The sequence below is a fragment of the Persicirhabdus sediminis genome, assembly GCF_016595495.1.
Lineage (GTDB): Bacteria > Verrucomicrobiota > Verrucomicrobiia > Verrucomicrobiales > Akkermansiaceae > Persicirhabdus > Persicirhabdus sediminis.
Genome location: NZ_JAENIM010000046.1, coordinates 91,622 through 112,323 on the forward strand (window position 1 = coordinate 91,622; position 20,702 = coordinate 112,323).

A 20,702-nucleotide genomic window follows, 5' to 3' on the forward strand; every position below is an offset into this window, starting at 1 on the left:
TTGTAATGGGCACTAAAGTGCCTAGCTAGCCGAAGAAGCATTAAGCTAGAACTAATGAAAGCGGTGCTAAAGCACTCGCACTCTAGAAAGAAGCACAGCTTGGTGAGTTAGTCATGTTGCCAGCTTAACATCAGACCTATTCCGACTAGTTGGCTAAGAGAATGACATTAGCTTTTGTAATGGGCACTAAAGTGCCTAGCTAGCCGAAGAAGCAATAAGCTAGAACTAATGAAAGCGGTGCTAAAGCACGCGCACTCTAGAAAGAAGTACAGCTTGGTGAGTTAGTCATGTTGCTAGCTTAACATCAGACCTATTCCGACTAGTTGGCTAAGAGAATGACATTAGCTTTTGTAATGGGCACTAAAGTGCCTAGCTAGCCGAAGAAGCATTAAGCTAGAACTAATGAAAGCGGTGCTAAAGCACGCGCACTCTAGATCTCTTTAAACAAAAATGCCGAACCAGTGAACTGGTTCGGCATTTTTTATGATGATGATCTTGAGGCTAGCGGCGGCGCATATTGCGGTTCCACAATGACTCAGAATTCTTTTTCGCCTCCTGAGGTTCAGCTGGGTTGTAATTATCCAGCGCCTTAGCTGGCAACACACCAGCAGCTTCGTGGCTCTTAGCTTTATCGTCGATCACATAGCGTTGCGCAATGTCATCTTGCACGGCCTGTTCGTCAGATTTGTTAGCAACGATTTGCGGCTGAATAAAGATCAGCAGCTCACGGCGTTTGGTTTCAATTTTTGTGCTCTTAAACAGATTACCAATGCCTGGAATGTGGCTGATAATTGGAATGCCAGTCACATTGTCTTCGTGTGTTTCGGTGACCAAACCACCGAGTACCACGGTATCATTATTGCGAACTGTTACCGTCGTAGTGATTTCCTCAGTACCGATGATAGGCACTTCGTTAGTATCCACAGTTTGTGATCCAACAATTTGATCATTGAGCAAAGCAATTTCCATGGTCACCTCATTTTTGGAGTTGATCAATGGAACCACTTCCAGCTTGAGCACCACATCGCGGTACTCGATGTTAGTACTTTGCGTAGCATTAGATCCACCACCACTGGTGAAACTATTGGTAGGCACAGCGACTCGCTGACCGGATGAAATCACAGCCATGCGGTTGTTGGCGGTATAGACAGTTGGGCGTGAGATCACCTCAAAGTCGTTGTTACTTTCCATCGCCTTGATGTAAACATTGAGGTCGCCAGTCGTCCCGTAGAGGTTCAGGCCTGATGAGGTTGGGAAAGCACTTGCTGTCACTAGATCCTTAATATCAACACCCGAATTTGTCACGCCGTTGGTATTGCCACCAGCCCAGCCGTCGCCACCATTGCCACCGTAGGTTTGTAACCAATCAACACCGTATTGTAGATTATCAGTCAGGTTGAGCTGACCAAACACGGTGGAAATCATCACCTGCAGCGGCTGAGTATCCATTTCATCTAATAGACCTGAAATCACACGCAGACTTTCAGGCGGCCCTTGCACGATGATGCTATTTGTCAGGTTATCTGCTACTAACAATGTCTTACCAATCAACATGGACTCAGGGGCATCGCTAACCGTTGGGCTAGAAAGCGAATTGCCTCGCGAAGTGCCACTGCCTGAGCTGTTGTTATTTGAGGTATTGTTACGGGTATTATTGGTAGAGTTATTTGAGCGGTTATTATTTCCTCTCGAGCTACCACTGCTGTTAGCGTTTGTCCCTTGTAATGATTCCAATGCCGTTGCTGCCACATCCATGAAGTCAGCTGCACGCATGAAACGCAATTTACGTTTGAGGAAATTGCTGCGTTCTTGAGCTGAGTCAAACTCGTGAATCAGACGCTCAACAAACATAATGTCGATAGGACGACCCATCACCAGAATGCGGTTAGTACGCATATCTGGAATGATCTGCACAGGAATGTCTTCACCCGCTGAGCTACCGTCACCGCCAGCTGCTGCGCCACCAGATTGTACACCAGGAGGGCGCGCCGCATTGTTATTGCTGCTCACTTTTTTCACGCCAGCAGATGTCTTTGCTTGCTGCTGCGAGTTCATGATTTCGTTGAGTGTAGCTGCTAACTCCTCAGCATCTGCGTAGATGAGAGAAATAAATCGCTGTCCAACAGACTGCGATGGCACGTCGATGCTTTCGCGCACTTCTTCAAGAAAGCGAATCAGCGGAGTTTTCTCAGTGATGATCACCGCAGCGGCGTTAGGCACTGGCGTGATTTTCCCACCTTCACTGAAACTTCCCACCATCTGAGTGAAATTGCGCACCGCCTCTTCGGGTTTGATGTACTGCAAATTCATCTTGTAGGTGACAAAAACGTCGCCCTCTGGCAGGTCCTCGTAGTCAGTGATATAGAGTGTACCCTCTTGTGAGGCTGTTGTTGTTCCCGCTCCTTTTGGTACTAACTTTACTTCATTCTCACCACTTGGCACAAAAGCGTAGTTCTCCATATTCAGAAGCTTCTCTAGCAAAATTGCACCCTGTCGGTTAGTCAGCGGTCCACGTTGGTGGAAGCGAAACTCCATGCCCTGAGTAGACGAGCTCAGCAATACGCGTTTGCCAGTCAGCTGGTAATAAAGATCTGCCACCTCGATGTCATCCATGTTCATGCGCTCTTCCACTTTGCCTTTGGCAATGTAGATGCCGTTAGGATCAACGCTGTCATCTAGCTGGATGCCGCCATTCATGCGGTTAGCTCCAGGAAGTGGTGGCTGAGCTTGCTCGTTATTGACTTCTCTTGGTTCTGCTGGCCTTTCTACTGGCCTTTCTACTGGCTGAGCAGGTCTAACCACTGGGCGAGCTGGACGTATCACTGGACGCTTTGGCACTGCATGTTCCTGCTCGACTGGCTCAACGCCCGGCGGTGCTTCAGCGGGCTCGTTTTCCTGCGCTACCAGCAGTTGGCTGGCGCTCAGGGCTGATAAGAAAATCAGTAATGGTTTTTTCATACTATATGGGTGAGAAATTCGTGTTGTGTATCTTTTTTAAATTCTGCTATTTCTTAGGAGTCGGTCTAACGACACGTCTACGCACCTGCGTGGTTGGCTTTTTATCTGAGCTATTCTCGGCTCCTGGTGGTGTTGGCGGCCTAGCGACCACTGGTTTCTTTCCTTTTGCGGCACTACTTGGGGCCGAGCGCGGAGCCGCTCCAGCTGGCTGGATGAGCTTGTCATCATAGCCGAGCCACGCTTCTTGCCCTTGCAGGCTGACGCGTACTTTTGAGTTTTTATATGACTTCGGGTCTTGCTTAACATCTAGCAGCTTGAAGCCATCTGTATCGTAACCTTCAACAAAGCGAATGCGTTTTTTGCGGTCTTTTTTGTTAATCAATAAGACCTGATGACCTCCATCAGCTGCGGGTGAAATGCCGCCAAGCATCCATTCTTTATCGATGTTGTTAGCGGCCTGCACTGGCGCAGCAGCAGCCTGCTTGATGGTAAATGGTGAGTTATTTACCAAACTGGTAAACTGACCAATGGTAGGTTTACGAGGCGGTAGTGCCTGCGCCAAGGCCACAGACAAGCTGGTGACCAGAAGGCTGACTAACACGGGTGATTTGACTATAAGTCGCGACATAAAAAAATAGAAGCTAATCTTAGATTACGTAGATACAGGTTGAAGCATTACACATTTTATTCAATATCAAAGGATTCCGCACCAGCAGGTTTAAACCACTGTGTAATGACAGCGCGGCAATCCATTCTCGTATCATCACTTTTTGCTGGGGTGATAGTAATGCTAGAAACCGTGCGTGCTAGCGTTGGCTCATGCATTTCTAATAACCATCGATAGATTTCCATATCGCGTCCGTTGACGATTACCTCACAGCTGGCCGAGCGATAGTTGCCCACTTCATTTAGATTCTGTTGCAGTGGCTGCGGCTGTTTGGTCATTTGCACACCTTTAGCGGCCGCGCGTTTGATCACCTCTACCAGCTCACCACCAACTTTACCAAAAGTGCTCACCATTGGAGGATTGTTATTGAGCCACTCACGCTCAGACTCGGCTTCTACCATTCCCTGGATCATCGAATCAAAGGTGCTCACTTCCTCGAGCATCTGCTCGGTCTGCCTTTCCTTGGCCTCCATCTTCGCGTGTAACAATCTGAATCCAAAGAGGTTCAGCATTACAAAGGTGATCACCACCATCAGGCCCAACAATTTCTTTTCACGTTCACTCATGGCTGGCTTATAAAGGTTGTATTTTCTCCAGCTGAAGTAAATTTCCAGCGACCATTTTTATCGGCACTCGGCGTTGCCCCTACCCAATCGTAATCACGCAGGCTTCTTTTCAACTGGCTGCGGTATTGATCAACCTGCAGCGCTGACTCAGCTTCCCCTTGGATCGTAACGGTTCCACTATTTACATCAAACTTCGTAAAACGAACTTTGCCTGCTAGAGAGCCTTTTGGCGCCGCTTCCTTGAGCAAATTCATTGGCCATAAATCAGTGCGTACCACCAACGCGAGTTCGTCCCACTGCGCATTATGCTCCATCAAAGCGGTATGGATTGGCGCAATCTCCTCGTGCGCAATAGAAGCTTTTTCAAACTCCGTATTGATCTGCCAATAGTTAAATAACAGGTAGCCGATCGCCATCAAATAGACCAAGGCAAAGGCAGCAATGAAGATCTTGCGCTTCTTCGCTTCGGCCTGAGCCAATTGCTCAGCACGAGCATTCTCTGGTAGCAGCTCACTTAATACACGCGGCAATTGCGGGTCAGGTTTGCTATCTATCTGCAATGGCAGACGCAGCGCTGACTCCAGCGCATTGGCGACATCAACATCAATCTCACCATCTTGCTCAGATGCCCAAATAACTAATTGTTTGGCGTCTAGCTGGAGACCTTGAAGTTGCAACTGCATCACCGCCAGACTCACCTCACGTGAGGTATCTGGACCAAGATCTCGAAATGGTAAACTCTGGAAGTAGGCTAACTTATTACCTACAGAACAGGCAAAAACCCAACGGCCTAACTCACGCCATAAAACCACCGCATCATCGGGCAGCTGGAAAAATCTAGCGGATAGATCGTAGGCTTTGGCTGACTGTAATGGCATTTCATCATCTTCCGGTGGACTGAGAACCACTGGCAGCAATGCCGCGCTGTCGTCGTCTTTGCGCACCTCAAAAAGATCGCTCAGCTGGCCAGCTCCGTCAGCCACCCTAACACCAGCAGTTTCTAAATGCATACTAGCTAGATCGGCAAATAAATCAGAGTCGTTAGTCTGAGTGGTAAATGGCACCGCCAAAGCACTTTTCAGAGGGAATCCCATGACCATCTCCCCCTTGATAAACTCGTTAAATTCAGCGGCCTTGAGTGGCCCTTGCTCGACAGCCAAGGAATAACCGTCATCACGGTTTCCTTGCCATAATTGCCACCCTTCTGCCCCCGGCAGAAAGATTGTATTGTCCCCCTTCTTCTTACTCATGGAATAATTTCTTCTTTGCGCTCTAGAATAGCCGGCTTACCAGTACGGTTGCGCACAATGACAACTATTTTTCGTTTTACAACTCCTGTTCTGCCCACGCTTTCGATGCGAGTAGTCTCGTCTTGTACGGTTAGTCGTGGCTGAATTATCGGCCACAATGCCTCAGTAACACCTAACTGAGTCAGCACTTCCTCAACCGTCTGAAATTCGTAATCATCTTCTGTGTGACGTTCGCCGTCAGGCCCGAGAATCAAATCTACCAGATTCTGTGCGTCATCGATAGAAACCTCAGCGGCTTCGGCAATCAATTCTGGCTCGGCCTCATTCACATTGAGTTTGCCATTGCTCCACACGGTGAACCAATCACGCCACTGTGGGTTTAATTCGTCTAAGCGCCCCATGCCGCGGACCATCTCCATTTCGTCTAGGCTATAAAATGGTCTATTAAATGGCTGGTTCATTAATCCTAACGACTCGTAATATTCGTACTCAGCACCGTTCAGACTAACATTGTCGTCGCCGTCAACCCAATCACAAAGAGCGTCGACTAAGGCTTCAGCTTCATCTAACTCCATTTCCCAGCCAGTAAAAATGCTAACCAAAAGTGACTTATCTAGCCGCGCGAGAATCACATTGATATTAAAGCGAGCCGCCTCACTGCGCAGTTGCACATCATAACCAGTTTCATTCTCGGGATCGAAGAAATTCAAGATTGGATCGCCCTGTTCCACACTTGGGTTCGCGCCGATGGCAATGCCCTTTTCGGCCATCTGTCTTGCCTCAAACCCATTGATCTCAGAGGAAGCAACGTCAGAGGCAAGATAGACAACTTGGACGGTCGCAAAAATGGCCAAGCCCAAAACAGACATCAACCAAAACACAGCGATCAAGGCACTGCCTTGCGCTAGCTTTTGTTTCTGTCTGAGTCTGCTCATCATCATTATGAATTTCTAAAAATTATTGTACTACAGGAGGTCGATGCGACCCGTTGTCGTCGTCGCCGCCGCCACCAGTTCCGCCGCCAGTATTAGTATCCTGCGGGCCACCTGGGTTTTGTTGCTGCACACTTTTCATGAAAACCTCCGGGTTTTCTTTTGGCACAATCCAAAATGCTTGCTCCACCAGCGAGTCGTTAGGCTCGTAACGATAGAAAAACTTCACTTGTACTGGTAGGTTGCTGGTATCATCCCATTCACGTAAAGTTTCCATCGTTCTACCATCGATGACATCGACCTCAAACAGATAGAGACCATCGACAATGATAATCTCGGCGATCGGATCATCATTGTTGGAAACCGTATTATTCTCACCTGTGATCACCTTGTTTTCGTAGAGACGCAGCACAATATCTACCAAATTGTCCCGCCGCAGGACCGTCGCCAGCTCGATGGACTCAGCCGCCATTGAGCGCCCGCCCCAGTTGAAGGCCATCGGCACATTTTCAAATGTGAGTCTAGGTAGGTTGTGTGAACTGGTTTCTTCTGTTTCTAGCTGGAGAACTGCATTGCCTGGCAGTTTTTGGAAATGATCTTTCAGCAGTTCATTAAATGCCTGTCTTTCGCCATTGATGTTGGTATTTTCTATCACCGCAGTGGAGAGAGAGAGTGAGCCATCAGCTAGAGCAAAAACACCAGCTAGCACGAGCGCGGAAATGCCCAGCGCCATCACCATCTCCAACAGCAAATAGCCTTTGCGTATTTTACAGTTGATAGAGGCTCGCATAACGATAGGTTTCTGCACTTTGCTCATTCAGCTGGCCTTCATCGTACCAGTAAGCAATCACAGTGATTTTGTACATTTGTTGGAGAGCTTGACCATCCTCGTTCTCGAGCTCAAGCAGCTCGACGATGGTTTCGATTTCCATTTCATGTTCTTCGATGTCCCTAGTCGTGGTGCCTTCCTCTATGGTTGGCATAGAAAGCGCCTCGGTAAGCGCTGAGTCTAGGATGCGAACGATAGCAACTTCGCGCTGCATCATGTTAGCCAGCTTGCCCGTTTCGTTGAGCGCACTGATTAGAGAAACACCAACGATAGCAAAAACAGTCAACGCCATCAGCGCCTCCATCAGCATAAATCCGCTGTGGAGCTTTGGCTTCTTGCTTGGTTGTGTGATTTTCATCTTACTATCGAATTATTTCAGCTCGTATTCTTCATCGCGCACACCAGCTGTTAGCGGGTGGTACTCTTGGCTGATATAATTATCCTCAATGCTATAACGAACGGACACTGGTTCAACGATGCCCTTAGGTTCTAACTTCCAGACAAATTCGACGTCACGTTTGAGAGTGGTCCAATCGTTTTGCCCCCAGTATTTAAAGTCGAATTGCATCTCGCCAGGAAACTCGATGCGGCTGATTTCCTGATAACTCTGGCTGGGAACATAATCTTCATCCGAATCTAGCGGCCTCTGATAGCCGTACAGAACGGCGCTATTATCTGAGACTTTGATTTGATAAGGTTTATGCTCCTTATTGGCCATCATGCGGCCACGTTTTGCCATCGACTCAAATTCAATAGCGAACTTGCGCAATGAATCTGAATCTTGACTTCCAGCCATCGCGACGAGCCCTATGCCAGTCAAAATGGCAATCATGGAAATCACGATGACCACCTCCAGCAGCGTCATACCGCTGGAGCAAGTCCGCCTACTTCTTGTCCAGGCTGCTGATATCATCGCCTCCACCTTCTACGCCATCAGGTCCTTTTGAGATAATCTCATAGCTACGTGGATCTTTTGAACTTGGATATTTATAAACATAATCACCATCCCAAGGATCTTTAGGAATGCTAGTGAGCAGCTGCACCCAACGGCGCGGAACTGGGCTGCTTGATGGTTTGTTGACCAGCGCTTCGAGGCCCTGGGCTTGAGATGGATAGCTGCCTGCATTCATTTTGTAGGCTTCCAGCTTCGAGGTGAACTTCTGCATGTCAGCATCCACAGCTACATATTTAGCCGTATCTTGCATACCTGTCATCATGCCAATCGAGAGGCCCAAAATCACAGCGATAATACCAAGTACGATAACCATCTCGAGCAAGCTGAATCCCTTACTCGTCATGCGTCCCGACTCCTTCAATGACATTTTATGTGTTTTCATCATGTATGTTTCTCTACCTTGTGCATCTTATTAAACGTGGATTCTCAGATTAGTTGTTCAGAAAATAATGAACAAATGTAAGAAATGACATTTAATGGGTGATATCAACGATCAGCACGATAACTAATCACGCTAGAATCTCACGATTTAAATGCAAAAAAAAGCGACCTAATTTGGTCGCTTAACTGGCAATGAAGTCCAGCTGACAATTATTCAGCCAAAGTCACATTCTGCACCCCTGCTTCAGCCAGCGCATTGAGCACATCAATGTATTGCTGCTGAGGGACTTTATCTGAAACTTTCAAAGTCACCACCGCTGGGTCAGCTGGGGATAAAGCTGCGAAAATTTTCAAACGATCAACTAATTCAGGGATCTCACGACTCGTTGAATCTTTGGTGATCACCTCCGGTGCGCTCGCTGGGTTCAGAGTCAAAGTACCGGACTCATCCAGCTGGATAATCATCGCCTGTCGTGCCACTGGCGCGCCTTGCGCAACTGAGGGAATTGACATTTTAAGATCTTGCTCACGCGGCAAAATAGTCGCGGTGACTAGGAAGAAAATGAGCAAAAGAAAACTCACATCAACTAGTGATGAGATATCCATTTCACTTTTATCGCCCTGTTGGGCACTGCGTAGCTGAAACATCTGGTAGGTTCGTGTCATATATACCTAACCCATCCAGCCAGCATTTTATTAGTATCAAAACCAGAAACTTACTTAGGCTCAGCTTTATGCAATGATTTCCCCCGCTCTATCGTCTCGTCCAGCTGGGATTGCGCGCGTTTCACCGATGGACTCTGGCTGAATAGCTTAGACACATCGATGCCAAAGTACCCCAGACAAGCTAACAAGATTGCTGTCGCCATCGCTTCATCGAGATTTCCAAAGATGGGAATATTATCAGGAATCAGCTCCAATAGCCCAGCTGTAGGGTTGAGGATGTAAGTTGCGCTTATAATCGCCAGCAAGAGAACAGCAAAAGTTTTCATACATACTAACATACACAGGGCTGCTGACCGCGCAAGTGACGCCGAGGGTAAAAAAAAGCGGGAGCCAGCTGGCTCCCGCTTGAAATTGATTTTGATGAGATAGCAGAATTACTCTTCCTCGGCAGAGGTACGAGTTTTCTTGCGAGCTGCTTTTTTGGCAGCCTTCTTGGCGGCTTTTTTAGCAACCTTCATCGGCTCTTCTTCTGGCTCAGCAGCGCCAGAGAGGATGAACTGGAGATCTTCCACACCGAGGCTGCTAGCAAACCCTTCATCACCGAGGATGTTGGTAACCAGCGCAGTCTTCTGGTGCTGCAGAACGCGAATCTTCTCTTCCACAGTGTCACGGGTCAGCAAGCGATACGCGATCACCTTGTTTTTCTGACCAATACGGTGAGTTCGGTCAATCGCCTGGTTTTCTACCGCTGGGTTCCACCATGGATCGTAAAGGATCACGTAGGACGCAGAGGTCAGGTTCAGACCAGCACCACCCGCTTTGAGTGAGAGCATGAATACTGATGGATCTTTGGTTGTCTGGAAGCTTTCGATCACAGCCTTACGGTCTTTAGTCTGACCAGTGAGGTAGTGGAACGGACGGCTTTCAACTTCCAAGCGAGCCTTGATGATATCCAGCATGGAAACAAACTGTGAGAAGACGAGCACTTTGTGGCCCTCCTCACGCAGCTGGTCGAGAAGGTAGAACAGAGCGTTCATCTTCGCGCTTTCCTCTTTGAGGAATTTTGGATCAATCAGGCCTGGGTGACAGCAAATCTGACGCAGACGCATGAGGCCTTGCAAGATAGCGAAGCTGTTTTTCTTCACTGTCTCGTCGGAATCAAATCCGAGCAATGATTTCTGAATGCGCTTAAGTTCAGCCTTGTAGAGCTCTGACTGAGTTCCCTCCATCTGGGCAAATACTTCCTCCTCAGTACGAGGTGGTAGATCTTTAGCCACTTGCAGCTTAGTACGACGAAGCAAGAATGGACGCAGACGTGATGCGAGGCGGTTTTGCGCGCCAGGATCTTTGCGTTTATCAAAGCGTTTTTTGAAGTAACCACGGCTACCAAGTACACCCGGCATCGCAAAGGCCATCAGTGACCACATGTCCATCAAGCGGTTCTCAATAGGCGTACCTGTAAGAACGAGTCGGTTCATGGAGTTCAGCTCACGAGCTGACTTAGCTGCCTTAGAATCTGGGTTCTTAATCTGCTGACCCTCATCGAGAATCACAGTGAGCCACTTGATCTTAGCTAGCTCTTCGCCGCTGAGACGCAGCTGAGCGTAGTTGAGAACCAAGAGGTCAAATTCGACACCCAGCTTGGATGGGTCGAGGTCTTCCTTAGTACGCATGACTTGCACGCGAATCTCAGGAGCAAACTTGTTGGTTTCTGTTTCCCAAACATCAATAACTGATTTCGGACAAACCACCAGTGATGGCAGATTGGTCTTCGATGTCTTAAGGTGTTCTTCACGTAGCCACAGCAAGTAAGTAATACTCTGGATGGTTTTACCCAGACCCATGTCATCCGCAAGCAAGCCACCAAATCGGTTGGTCGCAAGGTATGCAAGGAATTGGAAACCTTCCACCTGGTATGGACGAAGTGTCGCATTGAGGCCTTTTGGTACGTCGGGAGCCACTTCCACCTGAATGTCGCGAGCGCGATCTTTGATGCGCTTCCACGCCTTCGGATCAAATACCTCAGCGGCTTTTGGATCAGCCAACTGGAGTGCGTGCATGCGGTGAGTTTCACCAGTAAGGTCAAATGGATCCAAGCCGAGGCGAGTAACCGCTTCACGCTGGTCAGCGTCGAGCTTGATTTCAAGACGCATCCAGCCACCGTCGTCCATGCGGACGTAACCACCACGGGCAGCTACCAGTGAGCGGATCTGAGCCTTGGTCAAAGTAACTCCTTCCACATCGATGACGATGCGGAGGTCGAACCAGTCGATCTCTTGGTTGACAACTTCGAAGCGGATAGCAGCCGTTACCGGGTCAGCCATCAGCGTATTGAGCTTGCCGTCCATCTGCACATCCATGCTCTCAGGCAGCTCTTTGGCCCACTCAGAGAATTTTTCAGGGAATAGCTTAGTAACGCGTGTCTTGAAGGCACCTAACTTATCGTCGTATGCGAGGCCCATCTCCGTGAGCAGCTCAGGCACACAGTAAAGTTCTTCGCGAGCGAAACGCAGCAGCTGCTGTCCTTTGACAGGTTTTTGCTCAACCAGCTCCCACACATCTTTGATGCGCTTTTCGGTGCGGCGGTCTTGCTTTTCCAATGCGTGAACTTCGATCACTAGGTGCTCGGTTTCAGCTGATGTGAGACCTTGCTCGATGCGCATCTTGAAGCGCGGATACAAGTCGAGGTCGACCACACGTTCCTTCAGAGAAGCTGGCAGGCTGGAGCCTACTTTGCGCAGGAACTCAACACCTTCCAAGCTGTCGATGACGTCTTTAGGAATGTGATAACGTGGCTGCACATCTGTCTCTTCCAGCCAGCGTGGTGGGCCAGGGAAAACAGTTTCGTCTGATTGATAGAGAACTTCGCGGCCAGGCAGCAAACGCACTGAGTGAGTCACGTTGTTGCCCTCTTGAGTCACCAACTGCAGCGCAAATGAGTCTGGCGCATATGGATCATCTTCACATTGCCAGCTGAGCGGGCGGTCCACCACCTTGAAGTATTTCTCATCAAGGTTAACGATGTACCCCTTCAGCGCTGGCTGACGGAATAAGCGGTTCATGAACGCGCAGGCATTCTCTTGATCCAAATCAAAAGAGGCATTGCCTTCAGAGGCGTAATAATTGTTGAATTGCTCCCAGATCACCTGACTTGGCGCATCCATGCGCAAGGCTGATTCGGTGAACCAGTTCTGCAAACGCTCGATGTCATTTTTCTCGCGAAGCGGGATCCATGCAGCATCTTCCACTTTAGAATCGCGGTATTCAACACGCGCTTCGTTGATGGTAGAAAGCAGACGGAATTCAACGTGAATTGGCTTGGTTACTGGTGGGCGCTCATTGATGCTTTCAATGCGGTCGTACCACTCAGCTACATCACGTTCACGTTCCCATTCGTGCATCTTCTTCTGCACGTTTTCCAGATTGGTGATGGCATTGAGGAAATCTGGGTAGGCGATACGCTTTTTGTAAAATGCGTAGGCGATGTAGTTCCAAAACTCAATAATATCACCAGGAGGCATTGGCCACAGTTCCAGTGGCTCGTAGCTGTTGATTTCCCACCTTGGGCTCAAACGCACCAAATCGTGATCGTGGATTTCACCTTCAATCACGTAACGACGGTAGCGTTTCTCAACTTTGCCAATAAAATCAGCTTCTTTATCGTCCAGCTCGCGATCGAGCTTTTCTTCGATCAAATCGATGATTGGCGTATCATCAAATTCATTTGGGCTTTCAGGCAGATCTTCGCCACGGTGCATGCGCTCCATCATGGTTGCGTACATGCAGGCTCCAGCGATATCTTGATCCTCTGCAGTACAGCTACCAAACCAGCGGTTACCTTGAAGGCGCAAACTGGTTCTAAAAGTGCCTGTTGGATCTTCTACCCGTCCTTGAATAAATAGGTGATTACCAAAAATCTGAGTCACTGCTCCATCTTGCTGGAGCGAGTCACCGCGACTTCTTGCTTTCTCGGGAAAGCTATTTAGGAAGTTTAATGTTGCTCTGTCGGGATTCATTTTGAAAATATGCGGGTCTATCTAATACCAAGCGGGTCTAGCTCAATATAAAGGAAATAGCCAAAAGGCAGCATCGTCATGTGACACACATGCTGCGGTTTGGCTACGAGAACCCTATGTTATACCCACAAACAAGAGATGCGCAACAAAAAGCTAGTCACCGTTCACAAAATAAAATGCGTTGTCGAACAAAAAGTTGTCACCTATCCGCAAACGCATTGAAATCACCAACTTACGGGCGCAGCTAACACACAATTTGTCAATACACCCGTTTACGAAAAAGCTCATCCATAGCAATTTTCACTTATTCACAATGATCCATTGCGGCCTAATGCACTCATCATTAGATCATACAATTAATACCAATCGCAGTCAGCTGGCGCAGTGATTTCACTAACAAAGTCACGACTAACCAATGATGACAATGCAGCTAACTCACCAGCGAGCACCTCATGGGCCACCTTGCCGCAATCATCTCGCCGCCCACAATGCGTGAAAGTGGCAAAGCCAGGGTATCCGGGCTGGGTTTGTGGATCCTTGTCGACCTGATGTAACTTTAGCGTCGCTCTAGCAGAGTCACGACCCGCTGGCAAAATCACTACAGGATGCAGCCAGCAAGTGATAGGTTTATACGACCACGGATGAATCCCCTCGTCATAAGCCAAACGCTGCAGGTAACAACGATTCTGCGGGTCTAGAAAAAGACATTTGGTATTGGGAAAATGAGCTGGGTAATCGTCAGCTAAGTCGTTGATCTCAGCTGCACGAGTGCGCGTTTTGCATTTCCCTCCAGACACATGCTCAATGATGCCGTTAGGTGGCAAATCGAAACCTAAGTTCGCTAGATCACCCTGCCTGTCAGTGACAAATTTCTCCAACACCTCGGCATCTTGAGAAGACAAAGTGACACCATCATGACAGCAGGTCGCCTTGCAAACACCTAACTGACAAGGCACCAAGGGCTGAAGAAAACTATCAGCATCGACAACACAATGGCGCAATTGCTCGGCTAGAGCATCTAGTGATTGATGAAAAATGGTATGCAAAACGGGCTCCATATTATAAGCCAGCTGATTTCCACTCTTCCCAACCATTAACGTAGACCGAGCACGGAACACCTGCAGCTGTCACCTCAGAAGCAAAACGATGCGCGTCTGGGCAATTTTCGTTTAGGCAATAAATTACAATCTGTTTGCCTTCCTTGTTAGCTTGGCTAATTTCAGCCATCCACGCATCACGGTGACGCTTCAAACTGCGCACTGAGCGGTTCACCGAACCGTTGATATGACCTAGCCGATAGACAAATGACGGTCGCGCATCGACCAGATAGACCGCATCACTCGCCAGCATCGCGTATAGTTGGTCAATCGTCACGGCGTGAACCTCGTGCTTCGGCTCAACTTTAGCAGTAGCAGCTTCAACTGGCTGATCTAACTCAGGTTTTTGTATTTTCTCAACTACCTGAGAACTCACCGCTAGCTCCTTGACCACAGGTTCGATTTCCTCATCCACTGGTGAGCAGGCGCTAGCTAACATAGCAACAGCGCCAGCCATAATTACCCCATATGCGTTAGCAAATTTCATGATTATACCATGCTAGCTAGACTGCCACTTGTAAAGTCTGTGAATTTTTATATCTTGTTGAGCATGCCAACGACACAATCAATGAAACTAACGATTACAGCTCTGCTCAGCTGCCTCATTCTCAGCTTCCAGCTGTGCGCCCAAGAAGAGGAAGAACACAACCACGACGACATGCCGAGCACCAAAGAAGCGCTTGGATTTATCGAGAAGAAATTCCCAGCCGCCTACAAAGAACTCAAGTCGATAGAAACATCTGACAAAGCGATGTACCAGCAAGCAGTCAACCGCTGCGTTACTAACTACGCCGACTATTTAGAAATGCTCAAAGCTGACCCAAAAGGCGCCGAAGCACTTCTAACCATGTATGTCACCGAGTACGAAGCCAGACAGCTCTTCAAGAAAAAAGCCGACAAAGAAGCTTACCGTGAATTAGCCAAACGTCACATCGAAGCCAGCTACGAATACGAAGCTGCTAACTTGCGAGTGATGCAAGCTGAGATCACCCAGGAACTAGAAACCATTAAGGCAAACAAAGAAAAGATGGATGATGAAGTCGACACCCTGCTAGATTCATTCCTCAACCAAAACTATAATCCCTACGACGCCGACAACGACCTCGGTGATACAGGAACCTATGTCGACTAAGGACAAACAGATTTGAAAAAATAACCCCCATCTAATCGCCTCCATCTATAAGATATGGCAATTGCTAAATTAACTACGACTGTGACCTTACCCAAACTATACATTCCAGGGCCGGTGAACATTTCACCACTCACCTATCAAGCGATGAACCAACCAATGATGGGGCATCGCGGCAAAGATTTTGCTGAGCTCTATGCGTCTATCCAGCCAGGGCTGAAACAAATCATCGGCACCACACGGCCAGTTTACCTCGCGCCATCATCAGCTTGGGGAGTCATGGAAGCAGCCATTCGCAATCTAACGCAGAAGAAGGTCCTTAACCTATGCTGTGGAGCCTTCTCGGATAAGTGGTACGACGTTGCGCTGCGATGTGGAATTCCAGCTGAAAAAATTCAAGAAGAATGGGGCAACTACATCAAACCTGATGAAGTCCGCAGCAAGCTAGCAGAGGGAGGATTTGACGTCGTCACATTAGTTCACAACGAAACCTCAACAGGGGTGATGAACGATGTTGCCGCCATCGCCAAGGTAGTCAAAGAATTCCCAGACGTTCTCTTGGTGGTTGATACTGTATCATCACTTTCAGCGGTACCTGTGAAAATGGATGAATGGGGAGTTGATGTCATCATCGCTGGGGTGCAAAAAGCATTCGCTCTGCCTCCTGGTCTCAATATTTTTGCCATCTCTGAAGCGGCGTTAGAACGCGCTAAGAGTACCCCTGATCGCGGGTATTATTTTGATTTTCTGGAATTTGAAAAACACGCTATCAACAATAATACGCCTACAACTCCAGCTATCTCTATCATCTATGGCCTGCAACATCAGGTGCGTGGTATGCTAGCTGAAGGATTAGAAAACCGCTACGAGCGCCACGCATTCCTCAATGCCATGGTACACAACTGGGTCGCGGCTAATGGATTCAAACATTTCGCTCCCTACGGCTACCAATCGAAATCACTAACTGCTATCAGTAACAACCGCGAAATCGATGTGCCAGCTTACATCGAGGCAATTCGCGCCAAACACAACATTCTAATCAATGGTGGCTACGGCAAAGCAAAAGGCATTACCTTCCGTGTTTCCAACATGGGTGACGAGACAGTAGAAACAATGAGCGAAGTGCTCGAAGCCATGAGCGATATTCTACCTGGCTTTATCTAATCTAGCTGACAAATCGTTTTACTTGCCACCTAACTCAGAAACTCTGAGTTGGGTGGTTTTTTTTGCTTCCCTACCAACAGCCCTGTCTGATTTAGTAAAAGGATAATAAAGAAAGAGATAATAACTATATTTAACACATCAATCTAAACCGACCCGCTGAAATTCAACCAACTGTATTATTCTTTATTTTGACAATCATCATCTAGCCTATCAAGTTGTCCCCGACCACGAGGTTCACTCGTCGTTTCTATCTAATTACAATGTCCCCAGATCTATCCCAGCAACTAGAGGAACTACAAAGCCAGCTACTTGGCTTTGTAATATCTAGTGGTGTCCCTAGATCTCTCGCTGGCGACGTTTTACAAGAGGCGAACCTGTATATTGTCAGGAATATAGCTGAGAAGTTTCAAGGAGGAAACTTTCGTGCATGGGTCTATCAGGTAGTGAAGTTTCGCATTATGAGCCACTACCGTGACCACAGCAGAAATAAAGAATTTCAGCTAGAAGAGGAAACTTTGGACAATTTATGTGTCGAATTTGAGAATCAAAGTTCATATACGAGCCAACAGACTGATGCTCTAAAACAATGCCTAGCTAAATTACCTGAAAAGTCCCGCTCGCTGTTCGAAAAATGTTATGCATTTGGTTATTCGCTGCAAGAAATTGCCGATAGCCAAGGCAAAAGCTACGCCGCATTGGCTAAGCAAATTTCGCGAATCCGTCAGAAAATCAAAACGTGCACAACTAGTTTGATAAATTAAGCAATTTTTTGTCAACTATGGCATCCTAAACGGAATACCATTTTAAGTAGTTAATTCATGAGCCCAGAGAATCCATCATCGCCCCAAGATGACCAACAGCCAGAAGTCTTTGAAAAAGACTTCGGTATGCTGCTGGAGCAAGCTCTGCTTGGGCCCTTGAATGACTCTGAGGAGAAATCTCTCAATTCTCATCTCAAAGACCCCGCCAAATTGACTGCCTATACGCAGGCATTTATCGACGAGGCCTTATTTACCGAATTTTTCAAAGCCAGCGATCTAGAAGTGCTGGCTGAGCCAGAAGAGAAGAAGAGCAACATCATAGCCTTCCGCGCCGCCTATGCCGCTGCGGCGATTCTCATCATCAGCCTGATCGCCTCACTCTTCTTCACAACAAGTGAAGATTCTGGCGACTACACGATTACCTCAAACTCTGGTGCTACTTGGTCTAGCGACAGTGATAAGCCAGAAGCTGAATCTAACTTCCTCGACACTGGCGTCAGATACAAACTTGAGTCAGGTCAACTTTCACTCACATCTACCAATGGCGCATCAATTAAGGTCACTGGACCGAGTGACTTCACCTTGCTAGATGACAAGATTGAGCTGCACACCGACTCAAAGATCCTCATCGACACAGCAAGCGCACCATTCCACACCCTCACACCAACTCACTACATTCAAGACATCGGCACCAAATATGGCGTAAAAGTCACAGGTGGCGAAACTCGAGTCGACGTGTATGAAGGTCGAGTTCTCTGCCTGAAGCGTGATGAAGGAAGCAAAATCAGCGAGCTGGTGCCAGGACAAGCGGTCAAGCTTACCGAAGAATCTGAAAAACCAAATATCTTCAGCAGCGATGAAACCATCCACTATGAAGAAGAAGAACTTCCAGTTCGCCAAGGCATCAACTTCAGCTTTGACGCCTCACTCTACGGAGCTGAGGGGACTGGTTTCTTAGGAGCCAAGTGGATTGATGTAGTAAAACCAGCTGGCTCAATCACGCTACCTGGATCAGGTGTTCAATTCGACTGGGCAACCACCAAGATGAAACACCGCCACCACGCGTCGACGACCACGATTGGCAACATTTTCAATACCAGCGTCAGGTCTAATGATCTGCCGGTGAGAAACAGGGCTCCACGAACAAATCCAGCCGTTGAAAAAGACGGCCTGATTGAAGTTCGCCACGTCAAATTCTACGAAAAGGACATTCCAGCTGGCATGCTCCTGCCTGAAGACGGCATTGGTTCAACATTTAGGCTCAGCAACATGGAAGAAGCCATGAAGCGCTATGATGCCGTGGCATACAAAATTCACATTCTACGCAGCCCAGACACTGTAGCTAACGCAGAATATCACTTTGTACCAACCTACGCACGCGTCGGCGACTCCACTACATCACCAATCGTGGAAACGTTAGCCAAAGAAGACAGAGTCATTGTTGACGAGTTCTTCAACCCACAAGGCGTGCCGATGCACCTGCAACTGAGCTTCAAAACTGAATTCACAAGTGATGACCTCACCATCACTACGGATACCAAGTTTGATGGTTTCGACATGACGCGCGAGCAGAAGAGGAGCAAAATTCCAGCCAAGCGCAATAGCATCTCAGCCATTATTATCGACTTCATTCGATAAGTTGCGCGGCCCATGCTAGCTAGCCAGCTAGCAAAACGTGCGCAGCTAGATTTTACGCCACAGCCTAGATTGCACAAATCCATTCAACTGGCTGAACTCCCCTACCAGCTCTGCATTGAGCCCGTCCATACTGGCGATTCGCCCTTCCAGCTGACCCACTGGAATGCCAGCTGAATAGTGGAAAAACTGATACATTACCCGCAGCAAACAGGTCGCAAAAATTCCCCCATCTGGGTGGTTTTCAAAATCTGTCACCACCAAGTAGCCAGCTGACTGGACCAAGTGGTCGAGTATTTCTATCCATTGGTCGAACTCGCTGCCACGGTACAAATCGAGCACAAAATGGCAAAATACCAGCTGGTAATCGGACTCGCGCCAATCGCGAACATCCGCACAGTGAACACGGCAAAATGGATAACTGGCTAGACGATGGCGCAGCTCAGCACACATGCCTTGGCTGAGCTCAACCACATCCACACGGACAATTTCATCAATCCCCCGGCTGACAATTTCCTCAGCTAACTGAGCGGCAAATCGTCCATCACCATCGCCAATCACGAGGATTTTTGCAGATTCACCGCCAGCGAGAACAGCCAAACTGGCTGGTAAATGAGCACAGCGAGCCAGCTGTAATTTATGGCCAAAAACGACCCGCTCCATCAGCTGGTAAATCGGGGCAACAGCGTCGAAGTTCATGGCCAGCTAGAAGGAAAAATCTAGTTAGAAAACCAGAATATCGGCAAGGGCAAGAGCAAGGCCAAATCAGCCAGAACCCGCTGCGCATTCATGGTGAATAGAGCGCGGTAGTGGTTTACCAGCTGCAAGGCTGCAGCAGACACCATCACCGCGTAATAGAAGTTCTTTGATGACTCGTCGGCCATAAAAGCAGCCGCATACAAACTGCCGCCAACTAGCAAAATCAAACCAAGCGTGAGGCTGAGCTCGTGACCGTATTCGGTCTCCTCATCCTCGGCATATTCAGCCTGCTCCCACAGGTCAATGGCAGTGATATTCATCACACAGAGCAGCGCAAAAACCACAATGATCAACTCGCGCACAAAAACCACGTGCAAGGTGCGAATCACCATCAGTCCAGTATTCCACAGCGCGTCCCATACTCCCGCCATGGCAATGCGAATGGTCACGCCATTCACCTCTTCTTGCAGTGGCTGGAAATATTGCTGTAGCGGGTAAATCACGTCTTCCAGACCAACACGCGTCAAACTCCCTTCATACGCCAATACTGGAACCGCCACGCCAAAGGCAAAAACAAACCCAGCAACAAAATTTTTCACATAGGGCACTTCCTGTCCACGGAACTTCACGGTGACAAAATAGACCAAAACCATGATGCCGCCGACGATGCCGCCTGAAAAAATCGCTGACGGCAGGAAATACAGCGCGCGGTGGATGCAGATTCCAGAAATAATCGCCAACAATACCGTCAGCGGCAGACGCCAACGACGATGAAATTCGTGGCGCGGTTGGCGTGTCAGCCAGCGGCCGCCAGACTTAGAACTATCGTAAATTCTATCGGCAACGTAAACACACCACACCGCTGCAGCTAAAATATAATAGGCCAGCGGCGAGATATAACTCACATTCATTGCCTGGCTGAGCATCCACATCCAGGCCACGGCAACTACAGGCGCATCCAAACTCATTAAGTTGGGCCATAACCATAGGGGACGTA

Annotated in this window: 20 protein-coding genes; 4 read left to right on the forward strand and 16 right to left on the reverse strand. The window is 48.2% G+C overall.

Annotated features, from left to right (window positions below; genetic code table 11):
• Nucleotides 1-501: 501 nt before the first annotated feature.
• The 14 genes from JIN82_RS15645 to JIN82_RS15710 all read right to left on the reverse strand — a co-directional run bounded on the left by JIN82_RS15645 (nt 502) and on the right by JIN82_RS15710 (nt 14,804).
• Nucleotides 502-2,958: a secretin N-terminal domain-containing protein gene (locus JIN82_RS15645; protein WP_200312610.1), complete on the reverse strand. Its 2,457-nt coding sequence runs from the start codon at nt 2,956-2,958 to the stop codon at nt 502-504.
• Between the two features lie 46 nt (nt 2,959-3,004).
• Nucleotides 3,005-3,586 carry a hypothetical protein gene (locus JIN82_RS15650; RefSeq protein ID WP_200312611.1) on the reverse strand — a complete coding sequence of 194 codons (582 nt, stop codon included), beginning with the start codon at nt 3,584-3,586 and terminating at the stop codon, nt 3,005-3,007.
• Nucleotides 3,587-3,642: 56 nt separating this feature from the next.
• Nucleotides 3,643-4,191, reverse strand: coding sequence for a hypothetical protein (locus JIN82_RS15655; RefSeq protein ID WP_200312612.1), 549 nt, complete (start codon nt 4,189-4,191; stop codon nt 3,643-3,645).
• A complete protein-coding gene (locus tag JIN82_RS15660; RefSeq protein WP_200312613.1) occupies nt 4,188-5,441 on the reverse strand; it encodes a hypothetical protein in 1,254 nt (417 codons plus the stop codon). The genes JIN82_RS15655 and JIN82_RS15660 overlap by 4 nt, the downstream gene beginning before the upstream one ends.
• Entirely contained in the window at nt 5,438-6,295 is an 858-nt protein-coding gene (locus JIN82_RS15665; protein WP_200312614.1) for a type II secretion system minor pseudopilin, read from the reverse strand. Before JIN82_RS15665 ends, JIN82_RS15660 begins: the two co-directional genes overlap by 4 nt.
• 103 nt (nt 6,296-6,398) lie before the next feature.
• A complete protein-coding gene (locus JIN82_RS15670) occupies nt 6,399-7,163 on the reverse strand; it encodes a hypothetical protein (protein ID WP_200312615.1) in 765 nt (254 codons plus the stop codon).
• Entirely contained in the window at nt 7,141-7,560 is a 420-nt protein-coding gene (locus JIN82_RS15675) for a hypothetical protein (protein ID WP_200312616.1), read from the reverse strand. The genes JIN82_RS15670 and JIN82_RS15675 overlap by 23 nt, the downstream gene beginning before the upstream one ends.
• A gap of 12 nt (nt 7,561-7,572) precedes the next feature.
• Nucleotides 7,573-8,115 (reverse strand): pilus assembly FimT family protein, encoded by a 543-nt coding sequence (locus JIN82_RS15680; RefSeq protein WP_425511519.1) that lies wholly within the window; start codon nt 8,113-8,115, stop codon nt 7,573-7,575.
• A complete protein-coding gene (gspG, locus tag JIN82_RS15685; protein ID WP_200312618.1) occupies nt 8,087-8,542 on the reverse strand; it encodes a type II secretion system major pseudopilin GspG in 456 nt (151 codons plus the stop codon). Before gspG ends, JIN82_RS15680 begins: the two co-directional genes overlap by 29 nt.
• Before the next feature lie 206 nt (nt 8,543-8,748).
• Nucleotides 8,749-9,204: an ExbD/TolR family protein gene (locus tag JIN82_RS15690; protein WP_200312619.1), complete on the reverse strand. Its 456-nt coding sequence runs from the start codon at nt 9,202-9,204 to the stop codon at nt 8,749-8,751.
• Between the two features lie 50 nt (nt 9,205-9,254).
• Entirely contained in the window at nt 9,255-9,530 is a 276-nt protein-coding gene (locus JIN82_RS15695; RefSeq protein WP_200312620.1) for a DUF1232 domain-containing protein, read from the reverse strand.
• Nucleotides 9,531-9,638: 108 nt separating this feature from the next.
• On the reverse strand, nt 9,639-13,220 hold the full coding sequence (locus JIN82_RS15700) for a DEAD/DEAH box helicase (RefSeq protein WP_200312621.1): 3,582 nt from the start codon (nt 13,218-13,220) through the stop codon (nt 9,639-9,641).
• A 356-nt stretch (nt 13,221-13,576) separates the two neighbouring features.
• Nucleotides 13,577-14,266 carry a DUF3109 family protein gene (locus JIN82_RS15705; RefSeq protein WP_200312622.1) on the reverse strand — a complete coding sequence of 230 codons (690 nt, stop codon included), beginning with the start codon at nt 14,264-14,266 and terminating at the stop codon, nt 13,577-13,579.
• A gap of 13 nt (nt 14,267-14,279) precedes the next feature.
• Nucleotides 14,280-14,804 carry a rhodanese-like domain-containing protein gene (locus tag JIN82_RS15710; protein WP_200312623.1) on the reverse strand — a complete coding sequence of 175 codons (525 nt, stop codon included), beginning with the start codon at nt 14,802-14,804 and terminating at the stop codon, nt 14,280-14,282.
• Between the two features lie 39 nt (nt 14,805-14,843).
• On the opposite strand from JIN82_RS15710, the gene JIN82_RS15715 reads away from it, so the two are divergent.
• From JIN82_RS15715 to JIN82_RS15730, 4 genes are all read left to right on the forward strand, one after another.
• Complete coding sequence (locus JIN82_RS15715) at nt 14,844-15,449, forward strand: hypothetical protein (protein ID WP_234042101.1); 606 nt, start codon at nt 14,844-14,846, stop codon at nt 15,447-15,449.
• Between the two features lie 54 nt (nt 15,450-15,503).
• Complete coding sequence (locus JIN82_RS15720) at nt 15,504-16,610, forward strand: pyridoxal-phosphate-dependent aminotransferase family protein (protein WP_234042102.1); 1,107 nt, start codon at nt 15,504-15,506, stop codon at nt 16,608-16,610.
• A 260-nt stretch (nt 16,611-16,870) separates the two neighbouring features.
• Nucleotides 16,871-17,371, forward strand: a complete 501-nt coding sequence (locus JIN82_RS15725; protein WP_200312625.1) for a sigma-70 family RNA polymerase sigma factor — start codon at nt 16,871-16,873, stop codon at nt 17,369-17,371.
• 57 nt (nt 17,372-17,428) lie between these two features.
• A complete protein-coding gene (locus JIN82_RS15730) occupies nt 17,429-19,009 on the forward strand; it encodes a FecR family protein (RefSeq protein WP_200312626.1) in 1,581 nt (526 codons plus the stop codon).
• A 45-nt stretch (nt 19,010-19,054) separates the two neighbouring features.
• Here JIN82_RS15730 and JIN82_RS15735 read toward each other — a convergent pair whose 3' ends face one another.
• Both JIN82_RS15735 and JIN82_RS15740 read right to left on the reverse strand, forming a co-directional pair.
• A complete protein-coding gene (locus JIN82_RS15735) occupies nt 19,055-19,705 on the reverse strand; it encodes a class I SAM-dependent methyltransferase (protein ID WP_200312627.1) in 651 nt (216 codons plus the stop codon).
• Between the two features lie 20 nt (nt 19,706-19,725).
• Nucleotides 19,726-20,673 carry a hypothetical protein gene (locus JIN82_RS15740; protein ID WP_200312628.1) on the reverse strand — a complete coding sequence of 316 codons (948 nt, stop codon included), beginning with the start codon at nt 20,671-20,673 and terminating at the stop codon, nt 19,726-19,728.
• Nucleotides 20,674-20,702: the final 29 nt, after the last annotated feature.